This is a genomic window from Blastomonas sp. UPD001 (assembly GCF_003426715.1).
In the GTDB taxonomy this organism is placed as follows: domain Bacteria; phylum Pseudomonadota; class Alphaproteobacteria; order Sphingomonadales; family Sphingomonadaceae; genus Blastomonas.
This window is the reverse complement of record NZ_QKVT01000001.1, coordinates 2,753,381-2,769,474: the sequence shown is the minus strand read 5'-3', so window position 1 is coordinate 2,769,474 and position 16,094 is coordinate 2,753,381. Positions and strand designations below refer to the sequence as shown.

General features: G+C 65.3%; 11 protein-coding genes and 1 tRNA gene. 9 read left to right on the top strand and 3 right to left on the bottom strand.

The genetic code is table 11. From position 1 onward, the window contains the following. Nucleotides 1-330 precede the first annotated feature (330 nt). Nucleotides 331-2,187: a sulfatase-like hydrolase/transferase gene (locus DM995_RS14075; RefSeq protein ID WP_116969825.1), complete on the top strand. Its 1,857-nt coding sequence runs from the start codon at nt 331-333 to the stop codon at nt 2,185-2,187. 299 nt (nt 2,188-2,486) lie between these two features. Further along, nucleotides 2,487-3,173 (top strand): nitroreductase, encoded by a 687-nt coding sequence (locus DM995_RS14070; protein WP_116969824.1) that lies wholly within the window; start codon nt 2,487-2,489, stop codon nt 3,171-3,173. A gap of 480 nt (nt 3,174-3,653) precedes the next feature. Here the strand turns inward: DM995_RS14070 and DM995_RS14065 are convergent. Then, a tRNA-Gln gene (locus tag DM995_RS14065) sits at nt 3,654-3,728 on the bottom strand. Between the two features lie 133 nt (nt 3,729-3,861). Further along, entirely contained in the window at nt 3,862-4,947 is a 1,086-nt protein-coding gene (locus tag DM995_RS14060; RefSeq protein ID WP_116969823.1) for a branched-chain amino acid aminotransferase, read from the bottom strand. Nucleotides 4,948-5,058: 111 nt separating this feature from the next. Here DM995_RS14060 and DM995_RS14055 point away from each other — a divergent pair, with 111 nt between their 5' ends. The 5 genes from DM995_RS14055 (at nt 5,059) to DM995_RS14035 (ending at nt 10,177) form a co-directional block, all read left to right on the top strand. Beyond that, entirely contained in the window at nt 5,059-5,565 is a 507-nt protein-coding gene (locus DM995_RS14055; RefSeq protein WP_116970482.1) for a MarR family winged helix-turn-helix transcriptional regulator, read from the top strand. Between the two features lie 100 nt (nt 5,566-5,665). Then, a complete protein-coding gene (locus DM995_RS14050; RefSeq protein ID WP_232824398.1) occupies nt 5,666-6,691 on the top strand; it encodes an NADP-dependent oxidoreductase in 1,026 nt (341 codons plus the stop codon). Continuing rightward, nucleotides 6,688-7,500 carry an enoyl-CoA hydratase/isomerase family protein gene (locus DM995_RS14045; protein WP_116969821.1) on the top strand — a complete coding sequence of 271 codons (813 nt, stop codon included), beginning with the start codon at nt 6,688-6,690 and terminating at the stop codon, nt 7,498-7,500. The genes DM995_RS14050 and DM995_RS14045 overlap by 4 nt, the downstream gene beginning before the upstream one ends. 200 nt (nt 7,501-7,700) lie before the next feature. After that, nucleotides 7,701-8,867, top strand: coding sequence for an acyl-CoA dehydrogenase family protein (locus DM995_RS14040; protein ID WP_116969820.1), 1,167 nt, complete (start codon nt 7,701-7,703; stop codon nt 8,865-8,867). A 140-nt stretch (nt 8,868-9,007) separates the two neighbouring features. Further along, nucleotides 9,008-10,177, top strand: a complete 1,170-nt coding sequence (locus DM995_RS14035; protein WP_116969819.1) for an acyl-CoA dehydrogenase family protein — start codon at nt 9,008-9,010, stop codon at nt 10,175-10,177. Between the two features lie 281 nt (nt 10,178-10,458). Here DM995_RS14035 and putA read toward each other — a convergent pair whose 3' ends face one another. After that, the gene (putA, locus tag DM995_RS14025) at nt 10,459-13,944 is read right to left on the bottom strand and encodes a bifunctional proline dehydrogenase/L-glutamate gamma-semialdehyde dehydrogenase PutA (RefSeq protein WP_116969818.1); all 3,486 of its coding nucleotides are present in this window, start codon (nt 13,942-13,944) and stop codon (nt 10,459-10,461) included. A gap of 161 nt (nt 13,945-14,105) precedes the next feature. Here putA and DM995_RS14020 point away from each other — a divergent pair, with 161 nt between their 5' ends. Continuing rightward, nucleotides 14,106-15,260, top strand: coding sequence for a DUF47 family protein (locus DM995_RS14020; RefSeq protein WP_446325441.1), 1,155 nt, complete (start codon nt 14,106-14,108; stop codon nt 15,258-15,260). A gap of 18 nt (nt 15,261-15,278) precedes the next feature. Next, nucleotides 15,279-16,094 (top strand): inorganic phosphate transporter (locus DM995_RS14015; protein ID WP_157973299.1); only part of this gene is annotated, 816 nt, incomplete at its 3' end.

Sequence of the window (16,094 nt, the reverse complement as noted above, 5' to 3'; positions counted from 1 at the left end):
GCCCGGCCAGGTCATGCCAGTCTGCCTTTCGGTCTCCCTGTAGTAGGTCGAGCGAGTTTCTCTCCAATTCTCACCGATCCGATCTTATAGGCCTCGCCGCCCTGTGCAATTCCTCGACATATCCCTTCAGTTTTCGCTGTGGCAGCGCGGACGTCGAGCAGGTTCAATATCTTAGGTGGACAACCGGTAATACCAATTGTAAAAAGACGGTAAAGGCCGTCGTGGTTCGATTGCAGCGCCCGCCCATCTGCTGTTTTCCGTTGGTACCCGCGAGGCAGCCGGGCCCAGGCAAGATCAGGTAGCCGGTTGGACACACTGGGGAGAGCGAGAATGATTTCACGTCGTGAGGCACTGGCCGCCATGGCCGCAGCTCTGGGCGATTACAGCACGGCCCGAGCCGCCGATGGCAGTCGGCCGAATATCCTGTGTCTCGTCAGCGAGGACAACAACCCCTTCCTGGGATGCTATGGCGACACGGTTGTGCGAACCCCGAATATCGATGCGCTTGCCGCAAAGGGGGTGCTGTTCCGCCACGCCTATGCCAGTGCGCCCGTGTGCGCCCCTTCGCGCTTTGGCCTTCTGACGGGCGTTCACGCGGAGAGCTGTTCGCCGGCTCAGCACATGCGCGCCACTGCGAAACTACCGCCGGAGATAAGGACCTATCCGGAATTGATGCGTAGTGCGGGCTATTACTGCACCAACAATGCGAAGACCGACTATAACTGCGATGTCGATCCTGCGCGGCTGTGGGACGAGACAAGCCCGACGGCGCACTGGAGGAAGCGGACGGGAGGCAAGCCATTTCTTGCGGTATTCAACTACATGGTCACGCATGAATCGCAGCTGTTTCGGCAAGTGCCGGGCCGCGTCAAACCCTCCGATGTCAGAGTGCCAGGCTTTCTTCCGGACACCGCAGAAATTCGAGGGGATTATGCCGGCTATTACGATCTGATGGAGCGGATGGACACGCAGATCGGCGAACGGCTGGCTGAATTGAAAGCCGATGGTCTGGCCGATGACACGATCGTGTTCTATTATTCCGATAACGGTGGCGTATTACCGCGCAGCAAACGCTTCTGCTTCGATGAAGGGCTGCGCTGCGCTCTCATCGTCCATGTTCCGGAAAAATGGCGTCATCTCGCGCCAGCAGGCCCGGGCACGGTGATCAATTCACCCGTGAGCCTGATCGACCTGCCTGCCACGCTGCTCTCGATTGCCGGCGTGCGAAAGCCGCCCTTGATGCAGAGCAACGCCTTTCTGGGCCGGGATGCCACCGGGCCGCGTCAATATGCTTTTGCGATGCGGAACCGCATGGATGAATGCATCGATTTTTGCCGCACGGTCACCGATGGCCGGTATCGCTACATCCGCAACTATATGCCTCACCGCCCCTGGGGGCAGCACCTTGGCTTTGCGTGGACGCTCAAAAGCTACCAGTCATGGGAAACCGAATATCGCGCAGGCCGGACCACGCCCGAACAGTCGCGGTTCTTCGAGACCAAGCCGTATGAAGAGCTTTACGATCTGCAGTCCGATCCGGATCAGTTGAACAACCTGATCGGTGACAGCGGTCAGCGGGCGAATGCGCGCAGTCTCCGCGCCGCGCTCAACCGCCACATGCTGGCGATCCACGACAATGGCTTCATTCCGGAAGGCGCCGACGCAGAAGGCTTTTACGCCAGCAGGAATCCCGCGCTCTACCCGCTCAAGCGCGTGATGATGATTGCCGATATCGCGGCCCGGCGCAATGTCCGCAAGATTGCGGTCCTGAACAGGTCGCTTGACGATGCAAACTCCGTCATTCGGTTCTGGGCTGCAAATGGCCTGGTGATGCTTGGCCGGCAGGCCGCACCGGCGCTGGCAAAGCTGCAACACTTGGTCCGCACCGATCCGTCCGATCATGTCCGCGTGGCGGCTGCGGAGGCGCTGGCGTTGCTGGATGAGCCGCAGGGTGTCGCCACGCTGGGCGCCATGATTGTCAGCAAGTCTCCTGTAGCCGTTCGGCTGCTGGCCTTGAACGCGCTGATCGCGCTGGGCGAGCGCGCCCGGCCTGCCCTTGCCGAAATTGCGGAGGCATCAACCGACAAGGAAGAGTATATTTTCCGGTCTGCCAGCTATCTGAAGGCGCTGCTCGATGGCAGCTACCGGCCCGACATGTCGACGATGCGCGGCACGACGGCCGGCTGAAACGCACGGCCCGTCTCGCGACGTAGGCGCGGCGCATCGGGAACAGCGCCATGACGCTGGACGGGAAGGCCGGGATGATGCGGATCGCAACGACAATCCGCGGTGCGGTGGCGGGTTGACCGAACGCGGTCGCGAACTGAGTGACCAGCAGCTGATGATCTGTTTCATCCTGCGCGCGAAGGGCAGCACCCCGCCAGACGCCCGTAGCCCTGGTGGGTGCCTGGGCAAGGACCGGAAACCGGACTTCCAACGCAGGCCCGGTTGGTTCATGAACCTCCTTTGCGTTCAAAGGAGCCTGCATGCAATTTGACGAGGTCATTCTGGGTCGCCGAAGCATCCGTGGATACAAGCCCGATCCGGTGCCGCGCGCCCTGATCGAGGAAATCTTGCAGATCGCCATGCGCGCCCCGTCTTCGATGAATACCCAGCCGTGGAATTTCTACGTCATCACCGGCAAGCCCCTCGATCGGATCCGGCAGGGCAATACCGAGCGGATGATCGCGGGCGTGCCGCAGTCGCGCGAATTTCGCACCGGCAGGCCGTTTGCGGGGCCGCATCGCGACCGGCAGATCGGGGTCGCCAAGCAGCTGTTTTCCGCGATGGGCATAGCACGCGATGACGCAGATGCCCGCCAGGACTGGGTCCTGCGCGGCTTCCGTCAGTTCGATGCCCCGGTATGCATCATCATCACCTATGACCGGGACCTGGATGGCAGCGACGATACACCGTTCGATTGCGGCGCTGTCGCCACCGCCCTGGTCAACGCGGCATGGTCGCGCGGGCTGGGCACGGTCATCAACAGCCAGGGCATCATGCAGTCGCCCGTCGTGCGGGAACATGCGGGCATCGCACACGATCAGGTGATCATGAAGAGCATCGCTTTGGGGTGGCCGGACGAGAGCTTCCCGGCCAACGCCGTGGTCTCCGCGCGAAAATCGGTCGATGAGGCGGCCGTGTTTGTCGGCTTTGAGGAACCGGCGCAATAGCTGTGTTGCGTAGCTGCGCTGCGGACATCAGCCCTGATGGGCGAGCAAGGCCACTGCCGCAAATCTGGATGGCCGCGTCGCGATCGGTTCAAGATGGCCGGATTTGGCAAGCATGACACGATCAGTCTTGGCTCGCAGCCTGGGATCAGCCGTGTCGGCCGGCGACCCGATTATCGCGGGTCGATGCGGTTGCGAAGAAAGATAGAGCTGATGCCGGTCTTCCGCGGCGACATGAACGTCAAATATGGCCAGCGGACCGGCCGTGGCGCTGTTCGACCGTCGCGCGGGCAGGAAGCTATGCTACGGGGAGGGGCGATGTGCCGAGGTCGGCGCTGACCTGTTCCAACCGAAAGCAACTGGATATTGGCTGATGCCGTCTCACCGTGCCTCGTCTGCATGGCCCGCCCCAGCTCGCGCCGGCGCCTGGTGCATGTGGCCCATCAGTCCTGCCTCAAAGATCGGCGTCTTCTTTGGAAGGGTTGGCTGGGGTGGCAGGATTCGAACCTGCGAATGCCGGTACCAAAAACCGGTGCCTTACCACTTGGCGACACCCCAATGCCGAGCAGGCCAATGCCGTGCTGCTCGCGGCTGCCGGGCGAGGGGCCGGGGCAGCGCGGGAGCGGCCTATATACGGAAAAGCTCGGTCCCGCCAAGCGCCTTTTTGGGGCGCTGGGCGGCGCGCTGAGACTCAGCCGATGCGGTGGACCCAGCCGTGCGGATCGGCCGCATCGCCGCGCTGGATCGACACCAGCGCCGAGCGCAGGCTGGCGGTCACCGGGCCCGACTGGTTGCCGCCGATGGTGAAGCTGCCGTCAGGCCATTTGACCGTGCCGACCGGGGTCACCACCGCGGCGGTGCCGCAGGCGAAGGTTTCGCGCAGCTTGCCGCTTTCCGCATCGGCCTGCCACTGGTCGATCGAATAGGGCTCTTCGCGCACCGTCAGGCCCTGCGCACGCGCGAGGTCGATGATCGAGCTGCGCGTGATGCCGGCCAGGATCGTGCCGGTGAGCGGCGGGGTGACGATACTGCCATCGTCGAACACGAAGAACAGGTTCATGCCGCCCAGTTCCTCCACCCATTTGTGCTCGGCCGCATCGAGGAACACCACCTGATCGCAGCCTTGCGCGGTCGCTTCGGCCTGCGCCACGAGGCTCGCGGCATAGTTTCCGCCGCACTTGGCCGCTCCGGTGCCGCCGGGCGCGGCGCGCGTATAATGCTGCGACACCCAGATCGTCACCGGGGCGATGCCGCCCTTGAAATAGGCGCCCACCGGCGAAGCGATGGTGATGAACAGATATTGCCTGGCCGGGCGCACGCCGAGGAACACCTCGCTCGCGAACATGAACGGGCGCAGGTACAGCGCGCCGCCTTCGACCTTGGGGAACCAGTCCGCATCGATCCGCACCAGCTGCTCGACCGCTTCGATGAACAGATCCTCGGGCACATGCGGCATCGCCATGCGCGTGGCGGATTCGTTGAAGCGGCGCGCGTTCGCATCGGGGCGGAACAGCGCGGTGCTGCCGTCGGACAGCTTATAGGCCTTCATCCCCTCGAAGATTTCCTGCGCGTAATGCAGCACCGACGAGGCCGGATCCATCGGGATCGGCGCGCGCGCGGTCACCCTGGCATCATACCAGCCGCCATGCGCCTCGTCATAGCGCACCACCACCATGTGATCGGTGAACAGCTTGCCGAAGCCGGGGTCGACCAGAGCCGCATCGCGCGCGTCGGCGGGGGTCGGGTTGGTCGTGGGCTCGATCGCGAAAGGCAGCATGTCATCCCCTCAAAGGCGCAAGGATTGGAACTGTTGGTCTCGGTCCCGACGGCTGGCCTTGCTGCAACGCGGGCTTGCCAAGACCTAATCGTGCTGGCAATCAAGGTCAACATGCCTGTCCCATCTTCCCCTTCCGCGTCCGCGCTTTTCCTGCGCGAGGATGAAATCCGCCATGGCGTGGAGCTGCTGTTCTTCGGTTACACGCGGCTGACCAAGTCGATCGACGATCATCTCGCCAAGCAGGGGCTGGGACGCGCGCACCATCGCGCGCTCTATTTCATCGCGCGCAATCCCGATCTGACGGTAAGCCAGCTGCTGCGCGCGCTCGCGATCACCAAGCAGTCGCTGGGCCGGGTGCTGACCGAGCTGCAACGCCGCGACCTGATCGAGACGCGCAGCGGCGAGACCGACCGGCGGCAGAAGCTGCTGCGGCTCACCCCTGCCGGCGCGACGCTCGAGGCAGAGCTGTTCGATGCGCTGCGCAGCCGCCTGTCCCAGGCCTATCGCCGCGCAGGGCAGGAATCGGTCACCGGCTTCTGGCGCGTGCTCGAAGGGCTGGTGCCCGATGCCGACCGCGCGCTGCTGGCAGAACTGGGCAACGATCGCCGCCCCGGCTGACGGTCCGCGCTGACACCAATGTCAGCATTTGCGCTTTGCTATTGGTATCGGTTATGCAATCAAGTGCACAACGATAACAGGGCAGGAGCGGGAAGAGGTCATGGCGACGATGCGCAGCGTGGTGCTCAAGGCACCGATCGACGGCCTGCCGCAGCCCCATGACTTCGCTATTGTCGAACGCGAGATCCCTGCGCTTGAAGATCAGCAATTCCTGATCGAGCACCGCATTGCCTCGGTCGATCCCGGCGTGCGCTCGCGGCTGCACGCCACCGGGGCGAGCTATGCCCCGCCGATCCCGCCGGGCGGCACGATGGACGGGTTCATGGTCGGTGTGGTGGCCGAAAGCCGCAACACGCGGTTTCCGGTCGGCACCTGGGTGACCGGGAGCGGCGGCTGGACGACGCATTCGATTTCCAATGGGCGCGGCTATGTGATGCCCATCGTAGAAAACGGCCTGCCGCGCACGCTGTGGCTGGGCGTGCTCGGTATTCCCGGCATGACCAGCTGGTTCGGAATGAAGCGCGTCGGCGAGTTTCGCGAGGGCGCGCATGTGCTGATCAGTTCGGCCGCAGGCGTGGTCGGCGCGACTGCGGGGCAGCTCGCGCGTGCCTGGGGCGCGGCGAGCGTCACGGGAATCGCGGGCGGACGCGAGAAATGCGACTGGCTGGTCGAAGCGTGCGGCTTCGATGCGGCGATCGACTACAAGGCGGTGGACGATCTCGGCGCGGCGATCGCGGCGGCCTGTCCCAAGGGGGTCGACATCTTCTTCGACAATGTCGGCAATGCGATGATCGACACGGTGCTGCCGTTGATGCGGCTGCACGGCCGCATCGTCATGTCGGGCCAGGTCGCCGATTACAACGTTCCGCAGGGCCAGCGCGCCGGGATCACCAACACCGGCGAGATGATCGCCAAGCGGCTGACGATGCGCGGCATCCTGGTGTTCGACGACATTCCGCAATTTGCCGAAGCGCAGGCCGCCATAGGGCAGATGATCCGCGATGGGCAACTCATCTATCGCGAGGAACTGTATGAAGGGCTCGAGGCCATGCCCGAGGCGTTTTGCGGACTGTTCACCGGCGCGAGCTTCGGGCGGCGGCTGGTGCGTTTGGGAGATATCGGATGAGCCACGAATTCCGCATCGAGGACCAGAGCTACACGCGCTTCACCTTCGAACGCGACGGCAGGGTGCTGACCGCGTTCATCACCTCGGATCACCCGGTCAACGGCGTCGACGGCCCGATGCACGACGAACTGGCGCGGGTGTTCACCGATCTGCAGCGTGACAGCGAGAGCGACATCATCGTGCTGGCCGCGAAGGGCGGGGCGTTCTGTGCGGGCGGCGATTTCCAGTGGTTCCAGCAGCAGATCGACGATCCGGCGAGCTTCCGCGCCATTGCCTGGGATGCCAAGCGCATCGTCTCCAGCCTGCTCGAGATGGAAAAGCCGCTATTGTGCCGGCTGAACGGCGCGGCAGCGGGACTGGGCGCAACTATCGCGCTGCTCTGCGACATCATCGTTGCGGACGAACGGGCGGTGATCGGCGATCCGCATGTCAAGGTCGGGCTGGTCGCGGGCGATGGCGGCGCGCTGATCTGGCCGCAGCTGATCGGCTATGCCAGGGCCAAGGAACTGCTGATGACCGGCGACATGCTGAGCGCCGCCGAAGCCAAGGCGCTCGGGCTGATCAACCATGCGGTGCCGGGCGATCAGCTTGATGCCAAGCTCGGCGAGATCATCGCCAAGCTGCAGGGCAACCCCAAATGGGCGGTGCGCTGGACCAAGAGCGTGACCAACATCCCGCTGCGCGCGCTCGCCGCGCAGATGATGGATGCGGCGATCGGCTGGGAGAGCGTGAGCAACTATCTGGGCGACCGGCGCGAGGCGGTGGCGGCGATGGCCGAGAAGCGCGCGCCGAAGCTGACGGGGGAGTGAGGATGTTTTCCTTCTCCCTGCGGGAGAAGGATCGGGCAGGCTCGCCCTGGATGCAATCCAGGGCTTAGCCGAACCAGGATGAGGGCGATGGATGCAAAAACGGAGGGGCAATCCCCTCACCCAGCTTCGACTAGGCACTGCTGCGCAGCAGCAAGTCTGCGCAACCCCCTCCCGATGGGAGAGGGAAGGAAAGCGGCCCCATGACCCTCCAGACCTTCACCGACGAGCCCGAACACGTCTCCGCGCTGCGCGCCACGATCCAGCGGTTCATCGCCGACCACGCCCCGCGCGAGGCGCGGCAGGCCTGGGACAGGGCGGCAGAGTGGCCGCGCGATGTCTACAGCAAACTCAACGATCTGGGGCTGACCGCTCTCACCGTGCCGGAAGAATATGGCGGGGCGGGGCAGGACCTCGTCGCCGCCATCGCGGTGATCGAGGAACTCGCCACCGCCGGGCCGTGCCTAGCCGGTCCCTTCATCCATACCAGCTTCTACGGCGGCATGAACCTCAGCGAGAACGGCTCGCCGGAGCAGAAGGCCGAATTCCTGCCGCGTCTCGCCAAGGGCGAGCTGTTCTTCGCCTATGGCCTGTCCGAACCCAATGTCGGTGGCGACCTGGCCAGCGTCGAGACGCGCGCGGTGCGCGAGGGCGACGAAATCGTGATCAACGGTGCCAAGCGCTGGTGCACCGGCGCCGACTGGGCCGATTACATCTACTGCCTCGTCCGTTCTGGCCCGGCGGAGGAACGCTATCGCAACCTTTCGTTCGTGCTGGTGCCGACGAAAGCGCCGGGCGTGACGATGCAGGACATAGAGCATGTCAACCTGCGCTATACGCACAGCCAGGACGTGTATTTCGACAATTTGCGGCTGCCGGTGAGCGCGATCGTCGGCGGCGAGGCGATGTGGAACCAGGGCTGGAAGCTGCTCGCGGGCCGCGCGCTCGATGTCGAGAAGCTGGAGATTTCCGCGGTCGCGCTCGGCATTGCGCGCGCGGCGATCGACGAGGCCTGGGCCTATACGCAGGAGCGGGTGCAATTCGGCAAGCCGATCAGCCAGCATCAGGCGATCCGGAACAAGCTGGTCACCGCACGCACCAAATGGCAGGCGGCGCGGCACCTTTTGTACCACGCCGCCTGGCTTGCCAACGAGGGGCGGCCCTGTTCGGTCGAGACCAGCATGGCCAAGCTGTTCGTCGCCGATACCGGGGTCGAGATCGCGCTGACCTGCCAGCAGGTGATGGGCTCCTATGCGCTCAGCGACGCCTACGAGGTGGAACGCCATGTCCGCGATCTGCTGGGCATGCCGATCGTCGGCGGGTCGAGCGACATGCAGCGCAACAATCTGGCGAGCCTGATGCGCTTGTAGGGTACGCCGAGGGGCGGTTTTTCGTCACCCTGAACTCGTTTCAGGGTCCATGGTGCTTCCAGGCAAGAATGGAGAGGCATCGAGAAATGGGTCCTGAAACACATTCAGGATGACAGTTGGGGAAGGGGCGAAGGAACGTGATGCAACCGCTTGAAAGCATTGAGCCGCTGGGCCATGCCATCGCCATGCTGCTGCCCGGCATCGCCGCGCGCGCGGACGAGATCGAGCAGACGCGGCATCTGCCCGCCGATATCGCGCAGTCGATGGCGAAGGCCGGCGCGTTCAACATCCTGCGTCCCAAGAGCCTGCAGGGGCTGGAACTGACGCCGATGGACATGATGGCCGTGCTGCACGCGATCGCGCGCGCCGAGGCGAGCGCGGGCTGGTGCGCGATGATCGGGTCGACCACGGCGCTTAATGCCGCCTATCTCGCGCATGACGTGGCGAAGGAGATTTACGCCGACCCGCATTCGATCACCGGCGGCGTGTTCGCGCCGATGGGGCGGGCGGACGACAAGGGCGACCATTATGTGGTCACGGGCCGCTGGCAATGGGGATCGGGCAGCGCCAATTGCGACTGGCTATCGGGCGGCGCGATGATCTTCAAGGATGGCGAATTGCAGCGCTTCGACAATGGCGCGCCCTATCACCGGATGATGATTTTCCCGGCAGATCAGGCAGAACTGCTCGATACCTGGCATGTCATGGGAATGAAGGGCACCGGCTCGGGCGACTTTACGGTCAAGGAAATCATCGTCCCCAAGGAGCGCAGCGTCTCGCTGATCGCCGACAAGCCGGTGGAGCCGGGTCCGCTCTACCAGTTCCCGGTCTTCGGCCTGCTGGCATTGGGCGTCGCCTCGGTGGCGCTGGGCAATGCGGCGGGCGCGCTCGACGAGATCGAGGCGCTCGCGAAGGCGAAAAAGCCGCAGGGGGGCCAGCGCAGCCTCGCCGAACGCGGCGTGGTGCAGACCGAGCTGATGCGCGCGCAGGCCAAGCTCGGCGGGGCCGAGGCCTATTTACGAGAATGCGTCGAGGCGTGCTGGGACGGCGCGAACGCCCGGGGCGAGTTGTCGCCCGAAGAGCGCGCGCTGCTGCGCCTCGCCGCGACCTACGCCACAGAGACCTCGGCCGAGGTGGCGAAGACCGCGTTCACGATCGGCGGCGGCAGCGCGGTCTACATGACCAGCAATCTGCAGCGCCGCTTCCGCGACGCGCATGTCGCGACCCAGCATATCGCCACCGCGAGCAGCGTCTACGAGCTGGTCGGCCGGGTGGCGCTGGGCCTGCCGACCGACATGGCGATGCTTTAGAGCCCTTTCCGACCAATCTGGATCACCGGGACGGAGCCGATTATGGCCGAGTGCAAGGATCGAGGAGGGAGCCATGCTGACGCATGGTGACCGACGAGAGACGCAGCAATCGGCCAAAATGGGCCCGCCCCTTCGGGGTTGCCGCAGGAGGCCTCTCGGACGGCGTCGCCTTGCTTGGACGGGCCACCAGCCCGCCCCGCGCAATGCTCTTTGCCGAGACGCCTCCTGCGGCAATCACGGTGACCCAGATTGGTCGGAAAGGGCTCTAGCCGCGCGCGCGCTCAGGCCAGCAGCGAGACATTGCCTCCGGCAGCGGTCGTGTCGATGCAGACATGCCGTTCGTGCACGCAGCGCGCAGCGAAGCTCGCTTCGGTGAGCAGCGGCAGCAAGGCCCCGTCGCGCGCGGCCAAAGCCTTGCGGATCGCGCGCTGGTCGTCGCTCTGGCTCCATGCGGCCACGGCATCGAAGCCCTGGATCCGCTGCAGATCGGCGCGCTCGACAAAGCCGTCGATCGCATGCGGCCCCTTGGCGCCCGGCACCACGATCAGCGCGGCACAGCCTTCGCCGCGCGCGATCTCCGCCTGCTGCGTCGCCGCTTCGACCGTCGGCCCCAGACACAGCACGCGCCCGCGCGCGAAGGTCGAGAGTATGTTCGATTCGCCCGTCGGCCCCGGCATGGTCTGCGTGTCGAGCGGCAATTCGGTGACGCGGGGCAGCGCGGCGAGGGCGGCCTCGACCTCGGCCTGGCCCGCGATCCGGGTCAGCGGCGGCAGGTCGAGCTGCGGTCCCTCGGCAGCGGCAAAGCGCGGCAGATAGCGCGGTCCGCCCGCCTTGGGGCCGGTCCCCGAGAGCCCCTCGCCGCCAAAGGGCTGCGCGCCGACCACTGCGCCGATCTGGTTGCGGTTGACGTACAGGTTGCCCGCATGGATGCGCGCGGTGATCGCGTCGACACGGGCATCGATGCGCGTCTGCAGCCCGAAAGTCAGGCCATAGCCGCGCGCGTTGATGCGCGTGACCAGATCGTCGATCTCGCCCGCCTCGAAGGTCGCGATGTGCAGCACCGGGCCGAAGATTTCCTCGGCCAGGTCCTCGATACCATTCACCGCGATCGCGGCGGGGCCGACGAACCATCCGGCTTCGGGCGCATCAAGCTGCTTGAGCAATCGCCCGTCGCGACGCGCCGCCTCGATATGCGCGGCGATCTTCTCGCGCGCCGACTGGTCGATCACCGGGCCGACATCATTGGCCAGCCACCAGGGATCGCCCAGAGTGAGCGCATCCATCGCGCCGAACAGCATCTCCTTGAGCGAATCGGCGATATCGCGCTGGACGTAGAGCATCCGCAGCGCCGAGCAGCGCTGGCCCGCCGACTGGAAGGCCGAGGCGACGATATCGCGCACCGCCTGTTCGGGCAGCGCGGTCGAATCGACGATCATCGCGTTGAGCCCGCCGGTCTCGGCGATCAGCATCGCATCGGGCGCGCAGCCTTCGGCCATCGCGCGGTTGATCGCCTGCGCGGTGGCGGTCGATCCGGTGAAGCAGGTGCCGGCGATCGCCGGATCGCTGGTCAGGACCGCGCCGATCACCCGGCCCGGCCCCGGAAGCAACTGCAGCGCGGTAAGGGGGACGCCCGCCTCGTGCAGCAGCCGCGTGCCGAGATGCGCGATCAGCGGCGATTGCTCGGCCGGCTTGGCGAGCACGGCATTGCCCATCGCGAGCGCGGCGGCAATCTGCCCGGTGAAGATCGCCAGCGGGAAATTCCACGGCGAGATGCAGGTGATGATGCCGCGCGGGCTCGATGCGGGTGCGGCGAGCGCCTCGGCGGCATAATAGCGCAGGAAATCGACCGCCTCGCGCAGTTCGGCGATGGCATCGGGCGCGGACTTGCCTGCCTCGCGCGCAAGCAGCGCGAAAATCTCGCCATGACGCGCCTCGAACAGATCAGCGGCGCGTGTGAGCGCGGCGGCGCGCTCGGCCACCGGCGCGTCCCAGATGCGCGCGGCGGCGATGGCAGCCCTGGCCTCGGCCTCGCCCGCATCGGTGACGGTGCCGACCTGGCGTTCGGTCTGGGCGGGGCTGAACACCTCGCGCGGCGTTGCGTCCGATCCGACCTCGACCGCGAGGATCGGCGCGGCCTGCCACTGATGCTCGGCAAAGGCGCCGCGCGATTCGAGAAACGCGTTGAGATCGGCGCGGTTGGCGAGGTCCCAGCCGCGCGAGTTGACGCGCGATGGGGCATAGATCGCCGCAGGCCGGATGATCTTCGCATCGGCCTCGGCGCGCGCGGCCTCGAGTTGCTCGAACGGGTCGGCGGCAATCGCCTCGGCGGGCACGGCATGGTTGGCGAGCTGATTGACGAACGACGAGTTCGCGCCGTTCTCGAGCAGGCGGCGCACCAGATAGGCGAGCAGTTCGCGGTGACGCCCGACCGGCGCGTAGATGCGCGAGCGAACCTTTTCGTTGCGCAGCAAGGCGTTGTGCAGAGGTTCTCCCATGCCGTGGAGGCGCTGGAACTCGAAATCGTCGCGGTTGCCCGCCATCTCGAGGATCGCCGCGACGCTGTGCGCATTGTGCGTGGCGAATTGCGGGTAGATTCGGTCGGTGAGTTTGAGCAGCTGCGCGGCGCAGCAGATATAGGAGATGTCGGTCGCGGCCTTGCTGGTGAACACCGGGAAATCGGGCACGCCATCGACCTGCGCGCGCTTGATCTCGCTGTCCCAATAGGCGCCCTTGACCAACCGGACCATGATCTTGCGGTCGAGCGATTGCGCGAGGCCGTAGAGCCAGTCGATGACGAAGCTGGCGCGGCGACCGAAAGCCTGGACGACGACGCCGAGGCCATCCCAGCCCGCGAGCGTGGGATCGTTCAACACCAGCTTGATGATGTCGAGCGACATGCCGAGGCGATAGGCTTCCTCGGCATCGATATTGAGTCCGATCTTCGCGTCGCGCGCGGCGCGGGCGAGTTCGAGCACCCGGTCGGCGAGCGCGGGGACGCATTCATCCGCCTTGCTCATCTCGTAGCGCGGGTAGAGCGCCGAGAGCTTGATCGACAGGCCCGGATTGGTGCGCATGTCGTCGGTCTTGGCGGCCTCGGCGATCGCGCGGATCGCGTTCATGTACGATGCGAAATAGCGGTCGGCATCGGGGAAGGTCAGCGCCGCTTCGCCGAGCATGTCATAGCTGAAGGTCGCGCCTTCGGCCGCCCATTTGCGCGAGCGTTTGAGCGCTTCGTCCATATCCTCGCCAAGCACGAACTGGTTGCCCAGCTCCTTCATCGCGCGGCGCACGGCGGCGCGGATCACGGGTTCGCCCAGCCGCTTGATCGCGCCGCGCAGCGCATCGAGCGGACCCTTGCTTGTCGACCCTTCGAGCACCGACTGGGTCATGGACAGCGCAAAGGTGCTCGCATTGACCAGCGTGTTTTCCGACTTGCCGAAATGCTCGCGCCAGTTGGCGGGGCTGATCTTGTCCTCGATCAGGTCGTCGATCGTCTCGGCATCGGGCACGCGCAGCAGCGCTTCGGCCAGCGTCATCAGCGCCAGACCCTCGTCGCTCGACAGGCCATAGGTGCCGAGGAAGCTCTCCATCAGCGTCGGGCCGGAGGCGGCGCGGACATCCTCGACGACGCGCACCGCGCGCGCACGGATGCGCGCACGCAATTCGGGAGAGGGGGCATAGTTCGCGATCAGATAATCGAGCACCGCGCCTTCATCGGCACGGTGATGGGCGCGCACGGACTCGCGCAGCGCAAGCAGTTCGGTCATGGGTTGCGGCCTTTTCGGGGGAGGACCATGGCGGTGCCCATACAGATATTTGCAGGCAATTGAAGCCTTGCAAGGCGTCATGCGTCACAAAGCGGTGGGTAGCCGCACCGGATGCCCTCGAAATGGGCAGAAATCGCTTTGCACCGGCAATTGTTACAGATATGCGGCGATTTTGTGACAGGGGACAAGCCATTCGCCAGATAGCTGCACTGCCGTATCGCAATGCGCGCGACGATGTGAACGCACCGGTGACGATCCTGCTCGTCACCTCGCGCGAGACGCGGCGCTGGGTGCTGCCCAAGGGCAACATGATCGAAGGATTGCAGCCGCATGCCGCCGCCGCGCACGAGGCGGAGGAAGAGGCAGGGGTGCGCGGTGCGGCGTGCCCGACGCCGCTCGGCAGCTATCGTTACCGCAAGAAGCGCAAGAACGGCGCGATGCTCAACGTGACGGTCGAGGTGTTCCCCTTCTCGGTCACCGACGTGATGGACGAATGGGAAGAGCAGGACCAGCGCGACCGGCAGTGGTTCTCGCTGGAAGAAGCCGCGCAGATGGTCGACGAGCCCGAGCTCGCCGAACTGATCCGCCGCTTCCGCGCCAGCGATGCCGATCGTCGCATCGCCAAGGGCGGTTTTCTTCCGGATACGCAAAAGGCATCACCCAAAATGGCCGTTTTCTCGTGGGTTCAGGCGCTTCTGCCCAAGCAGGGCAATTTCTTCGAGCTGTTCGAGGCGCATGCGCTGACGCTGCTGTCGGGCTCGAACGCGCTGGCGCGGCTGCTGAACGGCGGGCCGGGCATGGCCGATCATGTCCAGGAGCTGGTCGAGCGCGAGCATGAGGCCGACCAGATCACCCGCGAGGTGCTGCAGACCGTGCGCCGCACCTTCCTGACCCCGTTCGACCGTAGCGCGATCACCAGTCTGATCGGCGCGATGGACGATGCCATCGACGAGATGCAGAAGACCGCAGGGGCGATCGACCTCTACGAGGTGACCGAGTTCAAGCAGGAGATGAAGGATATCGCGGCGATCATCGTCGATTGCGCGCGGATCACGGTCGAGGCGCTGCCGCTGCTGCGCAGCGTCAACAAGAACGCCCATCGCCTGCACGAGCTGACCGAACGGCTGGTGATCATGGAAGGCCATGCCGACGAGATCCATGCGCGCGGGCTGAAGGCGCTGTTCAAGGAGCATGGGACGGTCAGCCCCATCCAGTTCACCGTCGGGCGCGAGCTGTTCATGCATCTCGAGCGCGTGGTCGACCGGTTCGAGGATGTCGCCAACGAGATCGACGGTCTCGTCATCGACCACGCCTGACGCGCGGCGCTTCCCCCTATGGAAACCACCATCATCGCCATGCCGCTGCTGATCGCGCTGATCGCGCTCGCGCTGGCATTCGACTTTCTCAATGGCCTGCACGATGCCGCCAATTCGATCGCGACCGTGGTCTCGACCCGGCTGCTCAAGCCCGTGCACGCGGTGCTGTTCGCAGCGTTCTTCAACTTCGCGGCCTATTGGATCTTCGGGCTCAAGGTCGCCGAGACGATCGGCAAGGGCATCATCGATGCCGATATTGTCAATCCGCAAGTGATCTTCGGCGCGCTGATCGGCGCGATGTTCTGGAACGTGGTCACATGGTGGAAGGGCATTCCGTCCTCGTCGAGCCACGCGCTGGTCGGCGGGCTGATCGGGGCAGGGGTGATGCGCGCCGGGCTCGATGGGATCGTCTGGTCGGGCGTGCTCAAGACCGCCTCGGCGATCGTGCTGTCGCCCACGATCGGCATGATCCTGTCGATCCTGCTGGTGGTGCTGACCTCGTGGATCTTCCTGCGCGCGACCGCCAAGCGGGCGGAGGGCGTGTTCAAGAAGCTGCACCTGGTCTCGTCCGCCGCCTATTCGCTCGGCCATGGCGCCAACGATGCACAGAAGACGATGGGGATCATCACCGTGCTGCTCTATTCTCAGGGCATGCTCGAAGGCGAGTTCGCGGTGCCCGAATGGGTGGTGCTGAGCTGCTATGTCGCGATCGCGCTCGGCACATTGTCGGGCGGGTGGAAGATCATCGAGACCATGGGCACGCGCATCACCAAGCTGTCGCACCAGCAGGGCTTCTGCGCCTCTTCGGGCGGATCGGTGATGCTGTTTGCCGCG

What these genes read in the sequence shown, in the direction of transcription:
- DM995_RS14040 (WP_116969820.1), top strand. Translation starts at nt 7,701, where the DNA reads ATGACCCTCCAGACCTTCACCGACGAGCCCGAACACGTCTCCGCGCTG.
- DM995_RS14035 (WP_116969819.1), top strand. Translation starts at nt 9,008, where the DNA reads ATGCAACCGCTTGAAAGCATTGAGCCGCTGGGCCATGCCATCGCCATG.
- DM995_RS14070 (WP_116969824.1), top strand. Translation starts at nt 2,487, where the DNA reads ATGCAATTTGACGAGGTCATTCTGGGTCGCCGAAGCATCCGTGGATAC.
- DM995_RS14060 (WP_116969823.1), bottom strand. Translation starts at nt 4,947, where the DNA reads ATGCTGCCTTTCGCGATCGAGCCCACGACCAACCCGACCCCCGCCGAC.
- DM995_RS14050 (WP_232824398.1), top strand. Translation starts at nt 5,666, where the DNA reads ATGGCGACGATGCGCAGCGTGGTGCTCAAGGCACCGATCGACGGCCTG.
- DM995_RS14055 (WP_116970482.1), top strand. Translation starts at nt 5,059, where the DNA reads ATGCCTGTCCCATCTTCCCCTTCCGCGTCCGCGCTTTTCCTGCGCGAG.
- DM995_RS14020 (WP_446325441.1), top strand. Translation starts at nt 14,106, where the DNA reads ATGCGGCGATTTTGTGACAGGGGACAAGCCATTCGCCAGATAGCTGCA.
- DM995_RS14075 (WP_116969825.1), top strand. Translation starts at nt 331, where the DNA reads ATGATTTCACGTCGTGAGGCACTGGCCGCCATGGCCGCAGCTCTGGGC.
- putA (WP_116969818.1), bottom strand. Translation starts at nt 13,944, where the DNA reads ATGACCGAACTGCTTGCGCTGCGCGAGTCCGTGCGCGCCCATCACCGT.
- DM995_RS14045 (WP_116969821.1), top strand. Translation starts at nt 6,688, where the DNA reads ATGAGCCACGAATTCCGCATCGAGGACCAGAGCTACACGCGCTTCACC.